This window comes from Massilia arenae, from assembly GCF_008014745.1.
In the GTDB taxonomy this organism is placed as follows: domain Bacteria; phylum Pseudomonadota; class Gammaproteobacteria; order Burkholderiales; family Burkholderiaceae_D; genus Telluria; species Telluria arenae.
In genome coordinates, this window is sequence record NZ_VPFD01000030.1 from 62,090 (window position 1) to 82,725 (window position 20,636).

Below are 20,636 nucleotides of genomic sequence, written 5' to 3' on the forward strand. Positions count from 1 at the left end.
ATTTCATAACATAAGAACGCCGACGCGCGTTACTGTCTTCGGGAGAACACATGCAGACAGCACTCTCGGCGGGTTTCATCCTTGCCATCGTTGTATGGGGCGTGGTCTCGCCCGCCACCATGGGGTCGGTGTTCGACACGGCCCTCGCTTCGATCACCCGCAACTTCGGCTGGCTCTATCTGTGGATGGTGCTGGGCATGGTCGTGTTCGCCGTGTTCCTGGCCTTCAGCCGCTACGGCAACCTCAAGCTCGGCGACGACGACGACGAACCGGAGTTCTCGATCGGCAGCTGGTTCTCGATGCTGTTCGCGGCCGGCATGGGCATCGGCCTGGTGTTCTTCGGCGTGGCCGAGCCGATCTCGCACTACATCGATGCGCCGCCCGGCACCGCGTCGGGCACGCCCGAAGCGGCCGGCGTGGCGATGCGCTTCACCTTCTTCCATTGGGGCATACACCCTTGGGCCGTGTACAGCGCGGTGGCGCTGGCCATCGCCTTCTTCCAGTACCGCCGCGGCGGCAGCGCCCTTGTCAGCAGCAGCATCAGCGCGCTGCCGTGGAAGGGTTTCGCGCGCATGTCAGGCCTGTTCAACGGCCTGGCGGTGGTGGCCACCGCCTTCGGCGTGGCCGGCTCGCTCGGCGTCGGGGCCCTGCAGATCAACAGTGGCCTGGACAAGGTATTCGGGCTGGCGGTGAGCGATGCGGCCCAGATCGGCATCATCCTGGTCGCGACCGCCATGTTCCTGGCCTCGGCGATCAGCGGCGTGGGACGCGGCGTCAAGCTGCTGTCGAACGTGAACATGATCATGGCGGGCCTCTTGGCGCTGGTGGTGTTCCTGGTCGGCCCCACGGTCGCCATCATCGACACCCTGACCAGCACCCTGGGCAGCTACGCGACCGAATTCGTGCGCATGAGCCTGCGCGCCACCCCGTTCCGCGACAGCACCTGGGTCGGCAGCTGGACCATCTTCTACTGGGCCTGGTGGATATCCTGGTCGCCATTCGTCGGCCTGTTCATCGCGCGCGTCTCGCGCGGCCGCACGATCCGCGAATTCATCGTCGGCACCATGCTGGCGCCGTCGCTGGCCGCCTTCATCTGGTTCTCGATCTTCGGCGGCACCGCGCTGCACATGGAGATCTGGCAGCACATCCCGATCTCGGACGCCGTGCGCGCCGACACCTCGACCGCGCTGTTCGCGCTGTTCGACGCGCTGCCGTTCGGCACCATCATGTCGGCCGTGGCCACGGTGCTGGTGCTGATCTTCTTCGTCACCTCGGGCGACTCGGCGGTGCTGGTGCTGGGCATGATGAGCAGCGGCGGCAATCCGAACCCGTCGAACAAGTCCAAGCTGATGTGGGGCGCCCTGGTGGCCGGCATCGCGATCAGCCTGTTGCTGGCCGGCGGCCTGAAGGCGGTGCAGACGGCGACCATCGTGTTCGCCCTGCCGTTCACGGTGGTGATCGTGCTGATGATGGTCTCGCTCCACCGCGCCGTGTGCGAGGATTGGACGGCGCACGAGAAGCGCGAGCGCGAACTGCGCCGCCGCATGCGCCAGATGGTCGAGAAATAAGGAAGAGAAGGAAAGCGCGCCCCGGACGGGGCGCGCGAAAGTCTTACGTGGCCAGCGCGCGCAGCAGCAGGCCGGTAATGTAGGCGCAGTAGGTGCCCAGCGCATAACCGATCACCGCCAGCAGCACCCCGACCGGGGCCAGCGCCGGATGGAAGGCGCTGGCGACCACCGGCGCCGAGGCGGCGCCGCCGATATTGGCCTGCGAGCCGACCGCCATGAAGAACAGCGGCGCCCGGATCAACTTGGCCACCAGCAGCATCAGGCCGCCGTGCACCGCCATCCAGATCAGGCCCAGCAGGAACAGCCACGGGCGGTCGAGCAGGGCGTTCAGGTCCATGTGCATGCCGATGGTCGCCACCAGGATGTACAGCATGGCCGAGCCGATGGTCGAGGCGCCGGCGCCTTCCAGCTTGCGCGCCCGCGTAAAGCTGAGCAGCAGGCCGAGTGTGGTGGCATACACCACGATCCAGAAGAAGCTCGAGGTCAGGCTGTAGTCCTGCAGGCGCCATTCGGCCGGCAGGCTCGAGATCCAGGCGACGGTGGGCCCGGTCAGCGCATGCGACAGGCCGGTCGCGCCCAGGCCCACGGCCAGCACCACCATCACGTCGGTGAGCGTTGGAATGCGCGCGTGCTCGGCCTGGTAATGCTCGATGCTTTCCTTGAGCGCGTTGATGGCGGAGACGTCGGCGCCGGTCCAGCGGTCGAAGGCCTGGGCCCGTCCCGCCAGGAACAGCAGCACCGCCATCCACAGGCTGGCGACCAGCACGTCGACCGCCACGAACTGGCCGAACAGGGTCGCGTCGACTTCGAACACTTCCTTCATCGCGGCCTGGTTGGCGCCGCCGCCGATCCAGGCGCCGGTGATGGTCGTCATGCCGCGCCAGGTGTCGCCGGCCACGGTCTCGGGATGGATGAAGTCCATCGCGACAAAGGATACGATCGCCCCCAGCATCACGCCCAGGGTGCCGGTCAGGAACATGACGATGGCCTTGGGGCCGAGCCGCAGCACGGCGCCGAAGTCGATCGCCACGCACAGCAGCACCAGCGCGGTCGGCAGCAGATAGTCGCGCGCCATCGGGTACAGGCCGGAGGCATTGCCGTCGACGATGCCGGCGGTGTTGAGCAGCGCCGGGATCAGGTAGCACAGCAGCAGGGCCGGCACGTAGGTATAGAACTTGTGCCAGAAACCGGATTTGCGGGAAGCGCTCCAGAAGACGGCGCCGAGGATGACGGCCAGCATGCCGAGGACGACGGCATCGTTGGTGACCAGCGGGGAAGCATTCTGCATTCGTGGGTCCAGGTGAAGGAGGAAGATGGCTGTCCCGTCTCGACGGGGGCGGACGGCGCATTCTACATTTTTTACCTTAAAAATCATGTCTTTACGGCATCAAAATATCTTGCTCGCTTCAGCGGCCTGTCGCCGGTTTGTCCCGCTGACGTCGCGTGCGGGCGTCGGATGTATGGTGAAATGCCGCTTCATCCAGTCACTTCGGAGGTGCGGCATGACGCAGGCATTCAAGGCGGGCGACAAGGTGCAGTGGAAGTCGTCGCAAGGCACGGTCACGGGCAAGGTCAAGAAAAAGCTGACCACGCCGACCGACATCAAAAGTCACCACGTGGCGGCATCGAAGGACAACCCGGAATACCTGGTGGCCAGCGACAAGACAGGCGCCGAGGCGGCGCACAAACCGGGGGCGCTAAAGAAGGCTTAAGATTCGCTTCACCTCCGCGCGGCATGCTCGGCGGCGGGTTGTTTACGCCATACTGGCGTTCCCCTGTTGCCGGACTCCCGCATGCGCATCCTGTTGGTCGAAGACGATATCTCCCTTGGTGAAACCATCCAGGCCTGGCTGCGCCTGGACCAGCACGCGGTGGACTGGGTCCAGCGCGGCGACTCGGCCGACACCGCCCTCAAGACCCACCATTACGACTGCGTGCTGCTCGACCGCGGGCTGCCCGGCCTGTCCGGCGACGACCTGCTGGCCCGGCTGCGCAAGGCCGGCAACGGCGTGCCCGTCATCCTGATCACCGCTTTCAATGCGCTGGCCGACCGGGTCGAGGGACTGGACCTGGGCGCCGACGACTACCTGGTCAAGCCCTTCGAGCTCGAAGAGATGTCGGCCCGCATCCGCGCCGCCGTGCGGCGCGGCGCCAACCAGGTGAGCAACGAGTTGTGCCACGCCGACATCGCCCTGAACCTCGACACCAAGGTGGCGACCCTGGCCGGCCAGCCGGTCGCGCTGACGGCGCGCGAGTACAACGTCCTGTACGCGCTGCTGCTTCGGAAGAACTCCATCGTCACCCGCGCCCAGATCGAAGAAGCCTTGTACGGCTGGGGCGACGAGGTGGAAAGCAATGCGATCGAGGTGTACATCCACAACCTGCGCAAGAAGCTCGGCGGCGACAGCATCGTCACCGTGCGCGGCCTGGGCTACCGGTTGAAGAACGATGGCGAATAAGGCGAGCGACAAGGACCAACCATGGTCGCTGCGGCGTCGCCTGCTGGCCGTCATCGTCGCGGCCAGCACCGTGCTGTGGCTGGCGAGCCTGGGCATCGTCACCGTCATCGCGTGGCAGGAAACCAATGAGGTGTTCGACGACGCGCTGGAGGAGTCGGGCTATATGATCATGGCGGCGACGACCGACTGGAACGAACGCGGCCTGCTGCCGCAGTCGGGGGCGAGTGGTGAACATGGCCGCAAGGTCGACATGCAATACCAGATCGTGGTCGACGGCCGCGTGATCCAGCGTACGGGCGATGCGCCGCTGCGGCCCTATGTGTCCAACTTCGACGACGACCACGGTTTCGCCGAAGCGCTGGCGAATGGCGAGCGCTGGCGCGTGTTCGTGGTGCGCGACGAGGACCGCAACTTCGAGGTGCAGGTCGGCCATCAGGTGGATAAACGGTATGACATCCTGGAAGAACTGGCCGATTCGTTGTGGCTGCCCGTGCTGGGCTTCTTGCTGTTGCTGGCGCTGGTGTGCTGGGTCCTGACCGGTCGTGTCCTGAAGCCCTTGCGCCGCACCGCCGCCAGCATCGCGGCCAAGACGCCCGACGACCTGGCCCAGGTCCCGACCGCCGGCCAGGCGCGCGAGGTGCTGCCGATCGTGCAGGCGCTCAACGGCGTGCTCGGGCGGCTGGATGCGGCCCTGCAGGCCGAGCGCCGCTTCACCGCCGACGCCGCCCACGAGCTGCGCACGCCGCTGGCGGGCCTGCATATGCACGTGCAGCTGCTGCAGCGCCAGCATCCCGAGTTGGCCGCGCCATTCCAGAAGCTGCGCCAGGACATCGCGCGCCTGACGGCGCTGGTCGACAGCCTCTTGACGCTGGCGCGCCTGGATCCGTTGGCGCGCGAGCAGCTGGTGCGCCAGCCGGTCCTGTTACCGCCCCTGTTCGAGCGCGTGGCCGCCATGCATGCGCAAGAGGCGGCCGCGCGCGGCATCGCGCTGGCGCTGCGTTGTGAGCTGCACGAGGTGCAGGCCGATCCGCAGATGCTCGAGATCGTGCTGCGCAACCTGGTCGACAATGCGCTGCGCTACTGCCCGGACGGCAGCCGGATCGAGATTGCGGCCGTGCAGCACGCGGGGCATGCGCGCATCGTCGTGCGCGACGACGGCCCCGGGGTCGATGCACAGAGCCGCCAGCGCCTGACCGAGCGGTTCTTCCGCGTGCTGGGGCAGGGACAGCAGGGCAGCGGGCTTGGACTGTCGATCGTCAAGCGCATCGCTGACCTGCATGGCATTGACCTGGCGTTCGGGCCCGGGATCGATGGCCGTGGCCTGGGCGTGACCCTGGACTTGCCCTCTTTATAGATTATCCACTTTGGGTAACTGTTGGTACTTGTATTGCGCCAACTCGGCATTATGTGCTGGGCATGCTAAAACAGAAACTGAACTGGAAGCGGCCCCTGTTTTACGTTCTTCTGCCGATTTTCTTCGTCATGGCTTTCCTGGGCTTTCCATTGCCGGTCGCCCCGCCGCCAGCCACCAAGCCGGCGCAGGAGCAGGCCGTCGTCGTGAAAAAGAAGAAGAAACGCATCGGATTATTGATGCGTAAGGAGGATCGCCAGGACGATGCATCCTGAGCCAGTCATCAGTCTTCTTAAGATCGGTTTAATGTCCGGCCGTTGTAATGCGCCTGTGCCTGCCGAACAGTGCAGGCCAACCAACAGACCAACACAAAGGACCGACCATGAAACGCATTTTCCAACTCTCCTGCATCGCCGCGCTGCTCGCCGTTTCGGGTACTGCCGCCGCACAGAATATCGCCGATGCGCCGCCCGGCGCGGCGGTCGACGTCAAGCCGACTTCCGGCTACAGCGGCCCGTCCGGTGCCCCGCTAATGACGGCGAAAGACTTGCAGGCCAAGGGCAAGGACGACCAGTACGTGCGCCTGAAAGGCAAGCTGACCAGCCACAAGGGCGACGAGGACTACGAGTTCACCGACGCCAGCGGCAAGATCACCGTCGAGATCGATGCCGACCGCTTCCCGCAGGGCGTGAAGGTCGACCACAACACCACGGTCGAGCTGACTGGCGAGTTCGACAAGGAGATGTTCGGCGAATCGAAGCTGGACGTCGAGCAGATCAAGGTCGTGAGCAACTGAGCGGCAGGACGGGCGGCGTGGGCGATAATGGCGGTTTGACCGTCACGCCTCGCCGCCCATGTTCTACGATTACGCCGACCTGACACGCAACTTCGACGCCGGGACCCTGCAGCGCGGAGAAGACGTCGCGCGCAAAGGCAAGGTGCGCAGCGCGCGCCGCGACGACGACAAGCTCATCGGCGAAGTCGGCGGCAGCGGCGGCGAACTATACCGTCAAACCATCCGCTTCAAATCGGGCCGTGGCGGCATCGATTTCCAGGGCAGTTGCAGCTGTCCCATGAGCTACAACTGCAAGCACGTGGTGGCGGTGCTGCTGGCCGACCTCGAACGCTATCAGCATGAGATGGCGCAGTCGCCGGCGGCAAGCGCGGCGCGCGCCGAAGCGTGGCTGCAGGACCTGGCCCTACTGTCCCGGACGCCGCTGGCGAACGCCGCCGCCAACCCTGGCGCGGCGTCCACGCTGGCCTGGGTGCTGGTGGCCCAGGATCCGGCCGGTGGTCCGCCGCGCCTGCACCTGCGCCGCGCGCGCCAGCGCAAGAACGGCGGCCTCAGCGGCACCACGCCGATACACGATGTCCACGCCCTGCTGCGCGCATCGGCGGCATCGCCCGAACCCGGCGACGAAGAGTCGCTGCGGCTGTTCGCGGCGCTGCAGGCCGGCGGCATGGTGGCTAGCGATGTCATGGTGTCGGGCGCGATCGGCGCGCGTCTGCTGACCCGGCTGTGCGCGGAGGACCAGTTGCTGCTGGCGTGGTCCGAAGATGACCTTCGCCGCAATCACTTGATCTGCCTGCAGCCCGGCCCGCGCCGTCAGGCCACGCTCGGCTGGCTGTCGTCCGCCGGCGACGACGCCGTCTGGCTCGACTGGTCGTTCGAGGATGGTTGCCCCATGGGCGTACTGCCGACCGATCCGCCCTTGTATCTTGGCGAAGACACGCTGGGCGAGCTGGCGCTGCCCGATTCCCTCGCGGCGCTGCCGCCGGCAGCCCTGGTGAAGCTGGTCGCCGGGGCGCCACGGCTGCAAGCCGAACAGCGTGCCGGCATGGCCGCCCATCTCGCCGGCCTCGGGCTGGATCATCTCGTGCCGCCGCCGCAGGCAATCGAAACCCAGCGCCGCAACGACATCGCTCCCACGCCCTGCCTGCTGCTCGACAGCATGGACACGGGCTGGGGCCGCAACGAGGTCTGGCACGACTACGCATTGCTGACCTTCGAGTACGACGGCCTGTCCACCGAAGACGTCGATGAACCGGTGTTGCGTGTGGTGCAGGATGGCGTGGTCCAGCTTATCGAACGTGACCATGCCGCCGAAGCCGCTGCCGCCGACCTGCTCGCCGGACTTGGCTTCTACAAACCGCCGGCCGGCTCGCCGCTGGACGACATGCCGGATGCGCTCACGCTCGCGGACGAGGCCGCTTGGGTAGCCTTCGCGCGCCGCGACATCCCGCGCCTGGAGGCCGCCGGCTGGGAGATCGAAACGGACCTCGATTACCGCTACGACCTCGCGCAGGTCGACGACTGGTACGCCGAACTCGACGAAGAAGGCGAGGGCGGCAACGCCTGGTTCTCGCTGGAGCTCGGCATCGTCGTCGGTGGCGAGCGCCATGCGCTATTGCCCCTGCTGGTGCAGATGGTGCGCGCCGCGCCGCGCGATTTCGCCGCGCCTGCGCTGGCCGCGCGCGGTGAAGATGACGCGCTGATCGTCGAGCTGGATACCTATGAGCGCGTCGCCCTGCCCTGGGGCCGCGTCAAGCCGATCCTGGCCACGCTGGGCGAGCTGTATTTCGGCGAGCGCCTGGGCAAAGGGGTGCGCCTGCCGGCCATGGATGCCGCGCGCCTGGCCGAACTGGAGCGCGCCGCGCGGCTGCGCTGGATCGGCGGCGAGCGGCTGCGCGAACTGGGCCGCAAGCTCGACAGCTTCGGCGGCATCCAGGCCGTCGCGCCGCCGGCGGGATTGCAGGCCGCCTTGCGGCCCTACCAGCTGGGCGGCCTTGCTTGGCTGCAGTTCCTGCGCGAATACGGCTTCGGCGGCATCCTGGCCGACGATATGGGGCTGGGGAAAACCGTCCAGACCCTGGCCCACATCCTGTTCGAGAAAGAAGCCGGCCGGCTCGATGCGCCGGCCCTGGTCGTGGCGCCGACCAGCCTGATGCCCAACTGGCAGGCCGAAGCCGCACGCTTTGCGCCCGGCCTGCGCGTGCTGCTCCTGCACGGCAAGGAGCGCGCGGCGCAGTTCGACGCCATCGGCGAACACGACCTGGTGCTGACCACCTATGCCTTGCTGGGCCGCGACGAGGACGCGCTGCGCCTGCACCGCTACCACCTGCTGATCCTGGATGAGGCGCAGTACATCAAGAACAGCCGTACCAAGGCCGCGCAGACCGCGCGCCTGCTCGATGCCCGCCATCGGCTGTGCCTGACCGGTACGCCGGTGCAGAACCACCTGGGCGAACTGTGGTCGCAGTTCAACTTCCTGATGCCGGGCCTGCTAGGCGACGAAAAATCCTTCAAGGCCGATTACCGCAAGCCGATCGAGCAGGGGAACGATGTGCAGCGCAAGGATTTCCTGGCGCGCCGCGTCAAACCCTTCATGCTGCGCCGGACCAAGGACAAGGTGGCGACCGAATTGCCGCCCAAGACCGAGATCGTGCTGCCGGTCGAGCTGGGCAGCGCGCAGCGCGACCTGTACGAGACGGTGCGGGTGGCGATGGACCGCAAGGTGCGGGCCGAGATCGACCGCAAGGGCCTGGCGCGCAGCCACATCGTGATCCTCGAGGCCCTGCTCAAGCTGCGCCAGGTGTGCTGCGATCCGCGTCTGATCGAGCCATCGAGCGTGACCGGCTCGGCCAAGCTCGATACGCTGATGGAGTTGCTCGATACCTTGAGCAGCGAAGGCCGCAAGGTGCTGGTGTTCTCGCAGTTCACCAGCATGCTGGCGCTGGTCGGCGCGGCCTTGCGCGAACGCGGCACCGATTTCGTCGAGCTCACCGGCAGCACGCTCGACCGCGCCGCCCCGGTCGCCGCCTTCCAGCAGGGGCAGGTCGGGGTATTCCTGATCAGCCTGAAGGCGGGCGGGGTGGGGCTCAACCTGACGGCGGCCGACACCGTCATCCATTACGATCCCTGGTGGAACCCGGCCAGCGAAAACCAGGCCACCGACCGCGCCTGGCGCATCGGCCAGCAGCAGCCCGTGTTCGTCTACAAGCTGATCGCGCGCGGCACGCTGGAAGAGAAAATCCAGGAACTGCAGCGCCGCAAGGGCGAGCTGGCGGACGCGGTGCTCAGCAATGAGGGAGAGACGGAACTTGCGCCGGGTCTGCAGGCGGATGATTTGCGCGCCATCTTCTCTCTCGATTCTAGTCCTGCACCACACTGACGCGCGCGAAGCGCAGGTTCTCGAACACCTTGATGCGGCCCGTCAGCGGCCACCAGTCGTACAGGAAGATCTGGGCCGGCCGCCACATCGCCACCCAGCCGATGATGGTCAGGCTTTCGCGCGCGATCCGGGCGAAGTGGCCGCTGGAAAACGTCTCGATGGCTGCCGCCAGCAATAAACAGCTGACGACGAAGGCCACGCCGATCGCCAGGCTGATCCGGCCCTGGCGCAGCAGCTGCTTCAGCTCGCCGCGCACCAGTTCCACCTTGTAGCCGTAGTAGTTGTGGATCGCGTCCGCAACCATGTCGCCGGCCTGCCCCACCGGCGGCAACTGTTCGACGTGGATGTTCAGGTGCAGCAGGCTGGCCGTCGGCAGCGAAAGCGCCCAGTTCTCGATATACGCCTCGCAGGCGTGGTCGAGGTCCTTGTTCAGGAAAGGCGCCGGATCGAGCGAGTTGAATAGCTGCTGCAGCTCGCGCACGCGCAGCTCCAGCGTGTGGGTGGGTTGTTCACTAATGTGCATGCGGCAAGCGTACCGCAGGGCATCATCCTGGGCAACCGCAGCCGCTCATCCACTGACGCGCTGCGGGAAGCTCTCGGTCAGCCAGTCGATGAACACGCGCAGGCGCTGCGTCAGGTGGCGGTTCTGCGGATAGACCACGTGGAAGGGAAAGCCGGCCGGGCGCCAGTCGGCGAGGATCTCGACCAGCGATCCATCCCGCAGGTGCTTGCCGGCGCAATAGCTGAAGGTCTGGACGATGCCCAGCCCGGCCACGGCGGCCGTCAGGTGCGCATTGCTTTCATTGATGCCGACGCGGTGCTCCACCTTGATTTCCACGCTCTCGCCGCCGCGCGCGAACCTGAACGGCAGGGCGCGGCCATTCGAGGTCAGGACATAGCTGACCAGGCGATGACCGTTTTTCAGCTCCTCCGGATAGGCCGGCGTGCCGAACTGCTTCAGGTAGGACGGCGCGGCGCAGGTGACCATCGTGGCGCGGCCGATGCTGCGCGCCACCAGTGACGAGTCGTTCAGCGCGCCGCCGCGGATGACGCAGTCGACGTTGTCGGCGATCAGGTCAGCGGCCCGGTCCGAGACGCCGAGCTCGATCCGGATGTCGGGATAGCGCGCCAGGAATTCGGGCAGCGCCGGCAGCAGCACGTCGCTAGCGGTCGACGAGCCGATGTCGATGCGCAACTGGCCGCGCGGCCTGGCCCGCGCGACGTCGAACGAGGTGTCGATCTCTTCCAGGTCGGCCAGGATGCGCGCTGTCTTTTCGTAGTAATCGCGGCCCTCGGGCGTGACAGTGACGCGGCGCGTGGTCCGCTGCAGCAGCCGCACGCCCAGGTGCGCTTCAAGTTCGCGCACCAGCTTGCTCAAGGTGGCGTTCGGCATGTTCAGCGAATCGGCAGCACGGGTAAAGCTGCCGGCTTCGACTACGCGGCCGTACGCGCGTATGGCGAGCAATTGGTCCAAGGGCGTCCTTTCAAGCATGCGCATTATCTACATACGTAAATAATGTATTTCACTTTTCAGGATTTATCAATAAACGGGCGGCCGCTAAAGTTCATCCATGCCTTCGATACCCGACAGGCACCAACGAACCGCTCCATCACTGAAAGGACCTACCATGAACACGCAATTGAACGGCAAGATCGCCCTCGTCACCGGCGGCACCTCGGGCATCGGCCTGGCGACGGCGCGCGAATTCGCGGCCCAGGGCGCACGCGTCTATGTCACCGGCCGCCGCCAGAACGAGCTGGACGCCGCGGTCGAGGCCATCGGCCCGGCCGCCACCGGCATCCGCGCTGATGCATCGAACCTGGCCGACCTGGATAAGGTGTATGCGCAGATCGCACGCGACGCGGGCCGCCTCGACATCCTGTTCGCCAATGCCGGCGGCGGCGACATGATGCCGCTCGGCGCCATCACCGAAGAACACTTCGACCGCATCTTCGCGACCAATGTGCGCGGCGTGCTGTTCACGGTGCAGAAGGCGCTGCCCTTGCTGGTGGACGGCGGCGCGATCGTCCTCACCGCGTCGACCACCTCGGTGCAGGGCACGCCCGGCTTCAGTGTCTACAGCGCCAGCAAGGCGGCGGTGCGCAATTTCGCCCGCTCGTGGGCGATGGACCTGAAGGATCGCGGCATCCGTGTGAACGTCATCAGCCCCGGCCCGATCCGCACGCCGGGCCTGGGCGGCCTGGTCGACGATGCGAGCCGCCAGGGCCTGTTCGACCACCTGGCCGCGCAAGTGCCGATGGGCCGCCTGGGCGAGCCGGAAGAAATCGGCAAGGCCGTGACCTTCCTGGCGTCCAGCGCCGCCAGCTATATCAATGGCATCGAGCTGTTCGTCGATGGCGGCATGGTCCAGGTCTGAGGCGCCATACAAAAGGCCCGCCACCGGGGCGGGCCTTTCATCCAGCGCGGCGCGGGCTTACGCCGATTTGTCCTGGTGCGCGTCGAGCTGGGCGCGCAGTTCCTGGCCGTTCGAGTGCGTATAGTCCTTGTTGACTTCGCGCTTGATCAGCGCCTTGATCTGCGGATCGATCTTCTCGCGCAGCACGCCGAGGAACTCGGGTGAGGCCGCCAAGACCAGTTGTTGGAAACGACCGGCCTGGTGCGCCTGCTGCAGGTAGTTTGAAATATCCTTCGCAAACCTTTGCGACTCGTGTTCGGCCGGCGTGACGGCCGGTTGGTAATCGTTGCCCTGGGCGCCGGCTGGCGCCGCATGTTGGAATCCGCCGCCTTGTCCGCCACCGATATTGTGGCCGCTGTTTTGCGCGGATCGTGGGCTCATTTTATCGGTCACGATATCGAGCACGCGCTGCTGCGCGGCAGGATTGACCAGATCGTCGACTTCCTGCAGGGACGACGCCTTGTCGGCGTCGGAGAAGATACGTGCACGGCCCGCATTGGCTGCGATGGTCCAGGTTGTTGGCATATTACCCCCTGTAAAAATGGTGTGAAAGTGATCGCCTGCAGTACCGGCCCGGATAATGTTGAGCCAGGACTTCTGCATAGCGACAAGTGATGATCTAGTATAGCCCTGCATAAAAAAGCCCGGCGCACCGCCTTCTCTGGCGTGCGCGTCGTGCGCTGTCGAAACAAGTGCGGAGTCAATTTCTTGGGCGCTGTCATCGTTAGATATGGATGAGCATTGAACTGCTGAGCTGACCCGCGGTCTAATCCTGGTCGTCATCGATCGGGAGCGCACGATGAAAGTGCTGAAGTTTGAGAAGCTGTTCGCCCAGCTGACTCAACTGAACCAGCCGCAGCGTCAGCAGGTGCTTGCCGCCCTGCATCCGGCTGCCGGGCTCGACCGGGTGGTCGCCCTCATCGACGAGATCCGGTCAAAGGGGCGCTGCTGCCCGGATTGCGGCTGTGAACGTTGCCATCGGCATGGTCATGCTAACGACCTGCAACGCTTTCGTTGTTGCGCATGCGGACGCACTTTCAACGATCTGACCGGTACGCCGCTGGCGCGGCTCAGGCACAAGGGCAAGTGGCTCGATTATCTGGATATGGTGCTCGATTCGCGCACGGTCCGCTCTGCGGCCAAGCGCGTCGGCGTGCACCCAAATACGACTTTCCGCTGGCGCCATCGTTTTCTCGACCGGGTCAAGGACGATCGGCCCGAGCGCCTGGTCGGCATCGTCGAGGCCGACGAAATGTTCCTGCTCGAATCGCAGAAGGGGTCACGCAAGCTCGATCGTCGGCCGCGCAAGCGTGGCGGCAGGGCCGCCTTGCGTGGTATCTCGCATCATCTCGACTGCATCCTGGTGGCGCGCGACCGCGGCGGCCAGACCATCGACGCCGTGACCGGACGCGGCGCCTTGAAGGTGGCCCGGCTGGTCCGGCACCTGCTGCCGAAACTCGATCCCCAGGCGCTGCTGGTCACCGATGCCAACACCGCCTATTCCGCCTTCGCCCGTGCCCATGGCATTGCGCACCAGGCGATTAATCTCAGCGCCGGCGAACGCGTCCGCAACGGCGCCCAGGGCGCCATCCACGTTCAGAATGTGAACGCCTATCACCGGCGCTTCAAGGAATGGCTGGCGCGCTTCCATGGCGTGGCGTCACGCTGGCTCCCAAACTATCTGGGCTGGCAGTGGGCGCTCGATGGCGGCCGAGTCACTTCTGTCGAGCAATTGCTGCGTATTGCATTCGGGGTCATCAATAGGTAACGATGACAGCGCTATTTCTTTTGGATGTGCAGTACCTAACTGACCGCATTGCTCGTGCCCGGCATCATGAACCCATCGACAACAAGCATCTGAGAGGAGTTCATCATGGGTAAGTATTTCATTGGTTGGCTGCTGGGTATTCCTGCTGTCGTGCTCGTTATCCTGTACTTCATCTTCGGTTGATGAAGAAGGGCCGCGCAAACAAGAACGCCACCTCGACGGTGGCGTTCTTGTTTGCGGCGGCCTGAGTATTCAGGCGGCCCTGCGTTCCAGCTCCGGCCTGTTTTCCGCCGCCAGTTGCGCCGCCGCGATGGCTTGCAGGGCGCCGGCGACTCGCGCCTCGATGCCAAGCTCGCGCGCGATCGGATCGAACGCGCCGAGCAAACGTGGATCACGGCCGGTGACGTGGCCGAAGATCGTCGCCGCCTCGAGATAATAGCCATGGACGCTGCCGTGATAGGCGTCCGGCGCCCACAGGTTGACCTCGCCCGGCGCCATGCCCTGATAGGGATTGGCGCAAGCCACGCCGACGGCGATCGCGCGGTTCCACGCTTCGCCGACCGGGATCACACCATTGATCGGGTGCGAAGCCGCCGCATCGCAGGCGCGGCGCACGTCCAGCGCCATTCGTGCAATGCCTTTGCCGTGCCAGGCGCCGGTGTCGAGCCAGGTCTGGTCGGCGCGTGACCAGGTCGCCGTCAGGCGCACGTCGACTGCGGGATTCTGCGCATGAAAGGCCTGGGCCAGCAGGCTGCTGTAGCGGATCAGCTTGGCGGGATTGCCGGGATCGTCCTCATCGAGCGTGCTATAGCTTTGCAGCAGCACGATGTCCCAGGGTTTGACGATCGTGTCGTAACGCGTGTCGTGATGGAAGTCGAGTCCGGTGCCGCCTTCGGTTTCCAGGATGACCTGGAAATCCAGGCCGGCTTCTTCCGTCATCGCCTTGAACAGGGCCGGCACGCCGCCGATGTGCGTGCCATTCAGGTCGGTAACCGTATGGGGGCGAAACTCCTGCACCAACGGCGCGGCGCCGGCCGGATCGCCATAGGTGAAGCTGTTGCCGACAAAAAGAATCGTCGTCGCAGGGGAGGGTTGGTGCCGGGCCATGGGAAAGCACATGAAATTGGGATACTTCATCTTCCGCGCGCACCTCGAGCTTGGCAAGCGACTTTATCGAGTAAGCAAATGCGCCGGCCAAGCAAACTGGGAGTACTGCCGAGCCAGCATGCTAGGCTTGTCATTCGTCCAATAACAACCTGGAATCCCATGAAAGCCATTCTGCCGATCCTTGCCGTGACCACCCTGATTGCCGGCTGCGCCGCCACCCCTGCGCCAGTCGACTCGCGCGATCAATTCATGGCCACCCTGCAAGGCATGTGCGGCCAGCGCTTCGAAGGCGCGCAATCGTATGCGGTCGACCCGAACAATGAATTCGCCGGCAAGAAGATCTCGACCCAGGTCAATTGCAGCGCGGCGGATATCCGCATGCCGGTGCAGGTCGGCGAAGACCGTTCGCGCACCTGGATCTTCACCCGGCCGCAAGCCGGGCTGGAACTGCGCCACGATCACCGCTACGACGACGGCACGCCACACAAGGTCACGATGTATGGCGGCATGGCGAAGGAGGGCGGCAGCGCGCGTTCCCAGGCTTTCCTGGCCGACAAATACACCGCCGACCTCGTGCCGGGCGCGGAAACGAATGTCTGGACCGTCACCCTGAGCGAGGATGGCAAGACCCTGACCTATCGCCTGGAGCGCCACGCCAAGCCGCGTGCCGAATTCGTGCTGCAGCGCATACCGGGATAAACTTCCACGGCGCTAGTGCCATGCCAATCTGGCCGCATGTTGCAGTGCGCAACGTTGCGACGTAATAATTTGCAAATAGCTATACTCAAATGGTCGGCGACGTCGTCCCATCTTGAAGGAGCTTCATGCGGTTCAGATCGGTACAACTATCCATGCGCTTCATCGTCCCGCTGGCCCTGGTGCTGGCGCTGTTCGGTTACTTCGCGATTCCATGGATGGAAAATCTCACCGTACGCTGGTTCGTACGGGACCTCGATACGCGTTCCCAGCTGGTCTCGAGTACCTTGCAACAACCGTTGCTCAACTACCTCGAGGACAATGATTCGGCGCGTATCAATGATGCGTTCAGCCGTGCGATCCAGGACGAGCGCCTGTATGCGCTCGCCTTCTGCACGCCCGACGAGACGCTGCTGTACAAGACCGATACCTATCCGGTGTCCCTCGGCTGCAGCCAGGGTGCGGACGGCGAGGACGCCAGTCCCGTCGTGCAGCTGCCGCGCGGGCCAGTCCATGTCTCGAGCCGCGAACTGACCCAGGACGGCATCTCCGCCGGCCGTCTGATCCTGGTGCAGGACATGAGTTTCATCGAGCGGCGCAGCGAAGACACCAAGAAATACATCATCGGCCTGTTCGTCGTGCTCGCGGGCGCGATCTCCCTGATCACCGTGCTGATCGCGCACCTGAGCTGGCACGGCTGGCTCAACGGCGTGCGCGAGATGCTGCGCGGCGAGTTGTCGCCGCGTCCACCGGGGCCGATGTCGCCGGAAATCGCGCCGCTGGCGAGCGAACTGCGCGCCCTGCTCAACGAATACAACCGCGACCTGCAGGGCAGCGGCGTCGAATCCCAGACCTGGGGCGCCGACACGCTCAAGACCTTGCTGAACCAGGACCTGGCGGGCGACGAGATCCTGGTGGTCTCGAACCGCGAGCCCTACATCCACGTGAACACGCCCAATGGCGTCAAGGTGCAGCGCCCGGCCAGCGGCCTGGTGACGGCGGTCGAAGCCGTGATGCGCGCCTGTTCCGGCACCTGGATCGCGCACGGCGCCGGCTCGGCCGACCGCGATACGGTCGACGCCAACGACCATGTGCGCGTGCCGCCCGAGAACCCGAGCTATACCTTGCGCCGGGTCTGGCTGTCGAAGGAAGAAGAGCAGGGCTATTACTACGGTTTCGCCAACGAGGGCCTGTGGCCGCTATGCCATATCGCCCACGTGCGGCCGGTGTTCCGCTCGACCGACTGGGCCGAATACGTCAGGGTCAACCAGCGCTTCGCCGACGCCGTGATCGCGGAGGCGCGCTCCGACAACCCGGTGGTGCTGGTGCAGGATTATCACTTCGCGCTGCTGCCGCGCATGGTGCGCGCGGTGCTGCCGAAGGCCACCATCATCACCTTCTGGCACATCCCCTGGCCGAATCCTGAATCGTTCGGCATCTGCCCGTGGCGCGAAGAAATCCTCGACGGCATGCTGGGCAGCACGATCCTCGGCTTCCACACGCCGTTCCACCGCAAGAACTTCCTCGACACCGTGGACCGCTATCTCGAAACCCGCATCGAGAACGAGGCCTCGACCGTCAGCTACGGCAACGAGCTGACCCAGGTGAAGCCGTACCCGATCTCGATCGCCTGGCCGGAGCCGGCGCCGGGCGAGTGCGACGTGGCGGCCTGCCGCGCCGAGATCCGCCAGGCGCTGTCGCTGCCGGCCGACCAACTGCTGGGCATCGGCGTCGACCGCCTCGATTACACCAAGGGCATCGTCGAGCGCTTCCAGGCGGTCGAGCGCATGCTCGAGCTGCATCCGGACATGGTCGGCAAGTTCACCTTCGTGCAGATCGCGGCGCCCACCCGCTCCTCGCTCGACGAGTACCAGAACTTCGAAGCGCGGGTGCGCGCGCTGGCCCAGCGCATCAACCAGCGCTTTTCCAGCGGCAGTTACCTGCCTATCATCCTCAAGACCGAACACCATGAACAAGCACAATTGCGCACTTACTTCCGCGCTTCAGAAGTGTGCAGCGTGACCAGCCTGCACGATGGCATGAACCTGGTGGCGAAGGAATTCATCGCCGCCCGCGACGACGAGCAGGGCGTGCTGATCCTGAGCCAGTTCACCGGCGCCGCCCGCGAGCTGCACGAGGCGCTGATCGTCAACCCGTATCACATCGAAGAGGGCGCCGAAGCACTGTACCGCGCACTGCGCATGCCGCAGGACGAACAGCGCGAACGCATGCGCACCATGCGCGTGCGGGTGCGCGACTTCAACGTCTACCGCTGGGCCGGCCGCATGCTGCAGGACGCGGCGCGCCTGCGCCAGCGCGAGCGCGTGCGCTCCAGGATCAATTCGCTCAGCCAGAACCGGGTACGAAAGGGGGACGCATGAGTGGACATATGAATGCGACCATGCTGACCAACGAACAGGCGGCGCTGGACCTGCTGGCCGCGTCCGACTGCGCCCTGTTCCTCGATTTCGACGGCACGCTGGTGGACATCGCGCCGCGCCCGGACCAGGTGGTCGTCACGCCCGAACTATTATCTTCGCTGGCGACCTTGCAACAGCGGCTGGACGGCCGGCTGGCCATCGTCTCGGGCCGCCCCGTCGCCGAACTCGACCGGCTGCTGGCGCCGCTGGTCTTGCCGGCCGCTGGCGTGCACGGCATGGAGCGGCGCAGCTTCGACGGCGTGCTGCGCCAGCTGCCGGCGCCCGACTTCACGGCGGTGCGCACCCAGGCCCACGCGCTGGCGGCGCGCCATCCTGGCCTGTGGGTCGAGGAAAAGCATGGCGCGCTGGCGCTGCACTATCGCCAGGCGCCGGAACTGCAGGCGCTGTGCGTCGAGACCATGGCGGACGCGGTGCGCAGCAGCCTGGGCTTGCTGCTGATGGAAGGCAAGATGATCGTCGAGATCAAGGCCGCCGGCGTCAGCAAGGGCACGGCGGTCCGCGACTTCCTGGCCGAGGCGCCGTTCCTTGGCCATCGCGCGCTGTTCATCGGCGACGACACCACCGACGAAGCCGGTTTCGATCACGTGGAGCGCGTCGGCGGCATCGGCCTCAAGGTCGGGCCGGGGCCGACGGTGGCCAGCTGCCGCATCGCATCGAGCCAGGCGGTACGCGATGCGCTGGCGCACGCCGCCGCCACGTCAACCATAGGAAAGGATTCAGCATGAGTGATATTTCCCCAGAGTGCACATCGACCGCAGTACACGACGCGCCGGGCTCCCTCGATTGCGGCGTGGTCGGCAATTGCGCCTTCAGCGCCATGATCGACCGCATGGGTCGCGTGGTGTGGTCCTGCCTGCCGCGCTTCGACGGCGATCCGGTGTTCAACGCCTTGCTCGACCCGAGCGAAAACGGCAGCCTGTGGAGCATCGAGCTCGAAGATGTCGTGCGCAGCGAGCAAGCTTATGAGCCGAACACGGCGGTGCTGCGCACGCGCCTGTACGACGCGGCCGGCAATGGCATCGAGATCACCGATTTCGCGCCGCGCTTCCTGAGCCGCGACCGCATGTTCCGGCCCCTGATGCTGATCCGGCGCGTGAAACCGCTCGGCGCCGGCGTGCGCGTGCGCATCAAGCTGCGGCCGCGCTTCGAATATGGCGCGAAAAAGCCCGAAGTCACCCAGGGCAGCCACCACATCCGCTACGTCGGACCGGACCAGACGCTGCGCCTGAACACCGACGCCTCGCTCAGCTATGTGCTGTCCGAATCGTTCTTCCTGCTCGACCGGCCGATGAACTTCATGCTGGGACCGGACGAGACCCTGGCCGACGGCATCAAGGACACCGCCCACCGCTTCGAGAAAGAAACGATCGGCTACTGGCGCACCTGGACCCGCCGCCTGGCGCTGCCGCTGGAATGGCAGGACGTCGTGATCCGCGCCGCGATCACCTTGAAACTGTCGCTGTTCGAAGACACCGGCGCCATCATCGCCGCCATGACCACCAGCATCCCGGAAGCCCCGGGCAGCGAACGCAACTGGGATTACCGCTTCTGCTGGCTGCGCGACGCCTTCTTCGTGATCCGGGCCCTGAACAGCCTGTCCGAGGTCGGCACCATGGAAGACTACCTGCGCTGGCTGGGCAATGTGGTGGCGCGCGCCAAGGGCGGGCATATCCAGCCGCTGTACGGCATCGGCCTCGAGGAGCAGTTGCCCGAATCGATCGTCGACCACTTGCCCGGCTACCGCAACCACCGCCCGGTGCGCATCGGCAACCAGGCGCAAGAGCACTTCCAGCACGATGTGTACGGCAATATCGTGCTCGGCGCGGCCCAGGCCTTCTTCGATCACCGCCTGTTCCGCCGCGCCGGCCTTCCCGAGTTCCGCCTGCTGGAGGCGGTGGGCGAGCAAGCCTTCCGCGTGTGGGCCGAGCCCGATGCCGGCATGTGGGAGCTGCGCACCCGGGCCCGCGTGCACACCTCGTCGGTGCTGATGAACTGGGCCGCCTGCGACCGCCTGGCCAAGATCGCCGACGTGCTGGAGCTGCCGGACCGCGCCGCCTACTGGGGCGAGCGCGCCGAGCTGATCCGCAACCGCCTGCTGGCCGAGGCCTGGAGCGAAGAGCGCCAGGCCTTTGCCGAAAGCCTGGGCGGACGCGACCTGGACGCCAGCGTGCTCCTGATGGCCGAGATCAATTTCATCGACCCGAAAGATCCGCGCTTCGTCGCCACCGTCGACGCGCTGGAAAAATCGCTGTGCGACGGCCCCTATATGCGCCGCTACGAAGCGCCGGACGATTTCGGCGTGCCCGAGACCGCCTTCAATATCTGCACCTTCTGGCGCATCGACGCGCTGGCGCGGATCGGGCGCACGAAGGAGGCGCGCGAGGTGTTCGAGGCCATGTTGGCGGCGCGCAACCACCTGGGGCTGCTGTCGGAAGACACGCACCCGGTCACCGGTGAAATGTGGGGCAACTTCCCGCAGACGTATTCGATGGTTGGCCTGATCAACTGCGCCATGCGACTGTCGAAGTCCTGGAATAGCGTCGTCTAGCCAGGCATAAGCAAATAATCAATGGCGCAGCCAAGCTTTGGCTGTGTCATTGATCATTCATCAAGTTATTGCTGGCGAATGCGATAGGATCGCAGGTGTAATTGCGTCC

At 65.5% G+C, this 20,636-nt stretch carries 18 protein-coding genes; 13 read left to right on the forward strand and 5 right to left on the reverse strand.

The annotated features are described in order from the left end of the window. Positions 1–50 precede the first annotated feature (50 nt). On the forward strand, positions 51–1,568 hold the full coding sequence (locus FVD38_RS22275; protein WP_147936807.1) for a BCCT family transporter: 1,518 nt from the start codon (positions 51–53) through the stop codon (positions 1,566–1,568). Between the two features lie 43 nt (positions 1,569–1,611). On the opposite strand, the gene FVD38_RS22280 is transcribed toward FVD38_RS22275, so the two are convergent. Beyond that, positions 1,612–2,856, reverse strand: coding sequence for a DUF819 family protein (locus tag FVD38_RS22280; protein ID WP_147936808.1), 1,245 nt, complete (start codon positions 2,854–2,856; stop codon positions 1,612–1,614). Between the two features lie 214 nt (positions 2,857–3,070). On the opposite strand from FVD38_RS22280, the gene FVD38_RS22285 reads away from it, so the two are divergent. The 6 genes from FVD38_RS22285 (at position 3,071) to FVD38_RS22310 (ending at position 9,550) form a co-directional block, all read left to right on the forward strand. Next, positions 3,071–3,280 carry a hypervirulence associated TUDOR domain-containing protein gene (locus FVD38_RS22285; protein WP_147936809.1) on the forward strand — a complete coding sequence of 70 codons (210 nt, stop codon included), beginning with the start codon at positions 3,071–3,073 and terminating at the stop codon, positions 3,278–3,280. A gap of 81 nt (positions 3,281–3,361) precedes the next feature. After that, positions 3,362–4,027 (forward strand): response regulator, encoded by a 666-nt coding sequence (locus FVD38_RS22290; protein WP_147936810.1) that lies wholly within the window; start codon positions 3,362–3,364, stop codon positions 4,025–4,027. Beyond that, the gene (locus FVD38_RS22295) at positions 4,017–5,381 is read left to right on the forward strand and encodes an ATP-binding protein (protein ID WP_147936811.1); all 1,365 of its coding nucleotides are present in this window, start codon (positions 4,017–4,019) and stop codon (positions 5,379–5,381) included. The genes FVD38_RS22290 and FVD38_RS22295 overlap by 11 nt, the downstream gene beginning before the upstream one ends. 62 nt (positions 5,382–5,443) lie before the next feature. Then, positions 5,444–5,653: a hypothetical protein gene (locus FVD38_RS22300; protein ID WP_071360562.1), complete on the forward strand. Its 210-nt coding sequence runs from the start codon at positions 5,444–5,446 to the stop codon at positions 5,651–5,653. Between the two features lie 107 nt (positions 5,654–5,760). Beyond that, positions 5,761–6,174: a YgiW/YdeI family stress tolerance OB fold protein gene (locus FVD38_RS22305; protein WP_147936812.1), complete on the forward strand. Its 414-nt coding sequence runs from the start codon at positions 5,761–5,763 to the stop codon at positions 6,172–6,174. 58 nt (positions 6,175–6,232) lie between these two features. Beyond that, positions 6,233–9,550, forward strand: coding sequence for a DEAD/DEAH box helicase (locus FVD38_RS22310; RefSeq protein ID WP_147936813.1), 3,318 nt, complete (start codon positions 6,233–6,235; stop codon positions 9,548–9,550). Here FVD38_RS22310 and FVD38_RS22315 read toward each other — a convergent pair. Beyond that, positions 9,531–10,073 (reverse strand): hypothetical protein, encoded by a 543-nt coding sequence (locus tag FVD38_RS22315; protein ID WP_147936814.1) that lies wholly within the window; start codon positions 10,071–10,073, stop codon positions 9,531–9,533. The genes FVD38_RS22310 and FVD38_RS22315 overlap by 20 nt on opposite strands. A 45-nt stretch (positions 10,074–10,118) precedes the next feature. Next, positions 10,119–11,024, reverse strand: a complete 906-nt coding sequence (locus tag FVD38_RS22320) for a LysR family transcriptional regulator (RefSeq protein ID WP_147936815.1) — start codon at positions 11,022–11,024, stop codon at positions 10,119–10,121. Between the two features lie 154 nt (positions 11,025–11,178). Here FVD38_RS22320 and FVD38_RS22325 point away from each other — a divergent pair, with 154 nt between their 5' ends. Further along, positions 11,179–11,928, forward strand: a complete 750-nt coding sequence (locus tag FVD38_RS22325; RefSeq protein WP_147936816.1) for an SDR family NAD(P)-dependent oxidoreductase — start codon at positions 11,179–11,181, stop codon at positions 11,926–11,928. A gap of 57 nt (positions 11,929–11,985) precedes the next feature. Here the strand turns inward: FVD38_RS22325 and FVD38_RS22330 are convergent, their stop codons facing one another. Then, a complete protein-coding gene (locus FVD38_RS22330) occupies positions 11,986–12,570 on the reverse strand; it encodes a host attachment protein (protein WP_229493915.1) in 585 nt (194 codons plus the stop codon). A gap of 196 nt (positions 12,571–12,766) precedes the next feature. On the opposite strand from FVD38_RS22330, the gene FVD38_RS22335 reads away from it, so the two are divergent. Continuing rightward, positions 12,767–13,735, forward strand: coding sequence for an IS1595 family transposase (locus FVD38_RS22335; protein ID WP_147936817.1), 969 nt, complete (start codon positions 12,767–12,769; stop codon positions 13,733–13,735). Positions 13,736–13,987: 252 nt separating this feature from the next. Here FVD38_RS22335 and FVD38_RS22340 read toward each other — a convergent pair whose 3' ends face one another. After that, a complete protein-coding gene (locus tag FVD38_RS22340; RefSeq protein ID WP_222706957.1) occupies positions 13,988–14,842 on the reverse strand; it encodes a PEP-CTERM sorting domain-containing protein in 855 nt (284 codons plus the stop codon). Positions 14,843–15,001: 159 nt separating this feature from the next. Here FVD38_RS22340 and FVD38_RS22345 point away from each other — a divergent pair, with 159 nt between their 5' ends. The 4 genes from FVD38_RS22345 (at position 15,002) to FVD38_RS22360 (ending at position 20,527) form a co-directional block, all read left to right on the forward strand. Continuing rightward, entirely contained in the window at positions 15,002–15,541 is a 540-nt protein-coding gene (locus FVD38_RS22345; protein WP_147936819.1) for a hypothetical protein, read from the forward strand. Between the two features lie 125 nt (positions 15,542–15,666). Next, complete coding sequence (locus FVD38_RS22350; RefSeq protein WP_147936820.1) at positions 15,667–17,919, forward strand: alpha,alpha-trehalose-phosphate synthase (UDP-forming); 2,253 nt, start codon at positions 15,667–15,669, stop codon at positions 17,917–17,919. Further along, on the forward strand, positions 17,916–18,704 hold the full coding sequence (gene otsB / locus FVD38_RS22355) for a trehalose-phosphatase (protein ID WP_147936821.1): 789 nt from the start codon (positions 17,916–17,918) through the stop codon (positions 18,702–18,704). The genes FVD38_RS22350 and otsB overlap by 4 nt, the downstream gene beginning before the upstream one ends. Beyond that, positions 18,701–20,527: a glycoside hydrolase family 15 protein gene (locus tag FVD38_RS22360; protein WP_147936822.1), complete on the forward strand. Its 1,827-nt coding sequence runs from the start codon at positions 18,701–18,703 to the stop codon at positions 20,525–20,527. Before otsB ends, FVD38_RS22360 begins: the two co-directional genes overlap by 4 nt. The last annotated feature ends 109 nt before the right edge of the window (positions 20,528–20,636 follow it).

What these genes read in the sequence shown, in the direction of transcription:
- FVD38_RS22275 (WP_147936807.1), top strand. Translation starts at nt 51, where the DNA reads ATGCAGACAGCACTCTCGGCGGGTTTCATCCTTGCCATCGTTGTATGG.
- FVD38_RS22280 (WP_147936808.1), bottom strand. Translation starts at nt 2,856, where the DNA reads ATGCAGAATGCTTCCCCGCTGGTCACCAACGATGCCGTCGTCCTCGGC.
- FVD38_RS22285 (WP_147936809.1), top strand. Translation starts at nt 3,071, where the DNA reads ATGACGCAGGCATTCAAGGCGGGCGACAAGGTGCAGTGGAAGTCGTCG.
- FVD38_RS22290 (WP_147936810.1), top strand. Translation starts at nt 3,362, where the DNA reads ATGCGCATCCTGTTGGTCGAAGACGATATCTCCCTTGGTGAAACCATC.
- FVD38_RS22295 (WP_147936811.1), top strand. Translation starts at nt 4,017, where the DNA reads ATGGCGAATAAGGCGAGCGACAAGGACCAACCATGGTCGCTGCGGCGT.
- FVD38_RS22300 (WP_071360562.1), top strand. Translation starts at nt 5,444, where the DNA reads ATGCTAAAACAGAAACTGAACTGGAAGCGGCCCCTGTTTTACGTTCTT.
- FVD38_RS22305 (WP_147936812.1), top strand. Translation starts at nt 5,761, where the DNA reads ATGAAACGCATTTTCCAACTCTCCTGCATCGCCGCGCTGCTCGCCGTT.
- FVD38_RS22310 (WP_147936813.1), top strand. Translation starts at nt 6,233, where the DNA reads ATGTTCTACGATTACGCCGACCTGACACGCAACTTCGACGCCGGGACC.
- FVD38_RS22315 (WP_147936814.1), bottom strand. Translation starts at nt 10,073, where the DNA reads ATGCACATTAGTGAACAACCCACCCACACGCTGGAGCTGCGCGTGCGC.
- FVD38_RS22325 (WP_147936816.1), top strand. Translation starts at nt 11,179, where the DNA reads ATGAACACGCAATTGAACGGCAAGATCGCCCTCGTCACCGGCGGCACC.
- FVD38_RS22330 (WP_229493915.1), bottom strand. Translation starts at nt 12,570, where the DNA reads ATGCAGAAGTCCTGGCTCAACATTATCCGGGCCGGTACTGCAGGCGAT.
- FVD38_RS22335 (WP_147936817.1), top strand. Translation starts at nt 12,767, where the DNA reads ATGAAAGTGCTGAAGTTTGAGAAGCTGTTCGCCCAGCTGACTCAACTG.
- FVD38_RS22340 (WP_222706957.1), bottom strand. Translation starts at nt 14,842, where the DNA reads ATGGCCCGGCACCAACCCTCCCCTGCGACGACGATTCTTTTTGTCGGC.
- FVD38_RS22345 (WP_147936819.1), top strand. Translation starts at nt 15,002, where the DNA reads ATGAAAGCCATTCTGCCGATCCTTGCCGTGACCACCCTGATTGCCGGC.
- FVD38_RS22350 (WP_147936820.1), top strand. Translation starts at nt 15,667, where the DNA reads ATGCGGTTCAGATCGGTACAACTATCCATGCGCTTCATCGTCCCGCTG.
- otsB (WP_147936821.1), top strand. Translation starts at nt 17,916, where the DNA reads ATGAGTGGACATATGAATGCGACCATGCTGACCAACGAACAGGCGGCG.
- FVD38_RS22360 (WP_147936822.1), top strand. Translation starts at nt 18,701, where the DNA reads ATGAGTGATATTTCCCCAGAGTGCACATCGACCGCAGTACACGACGCG.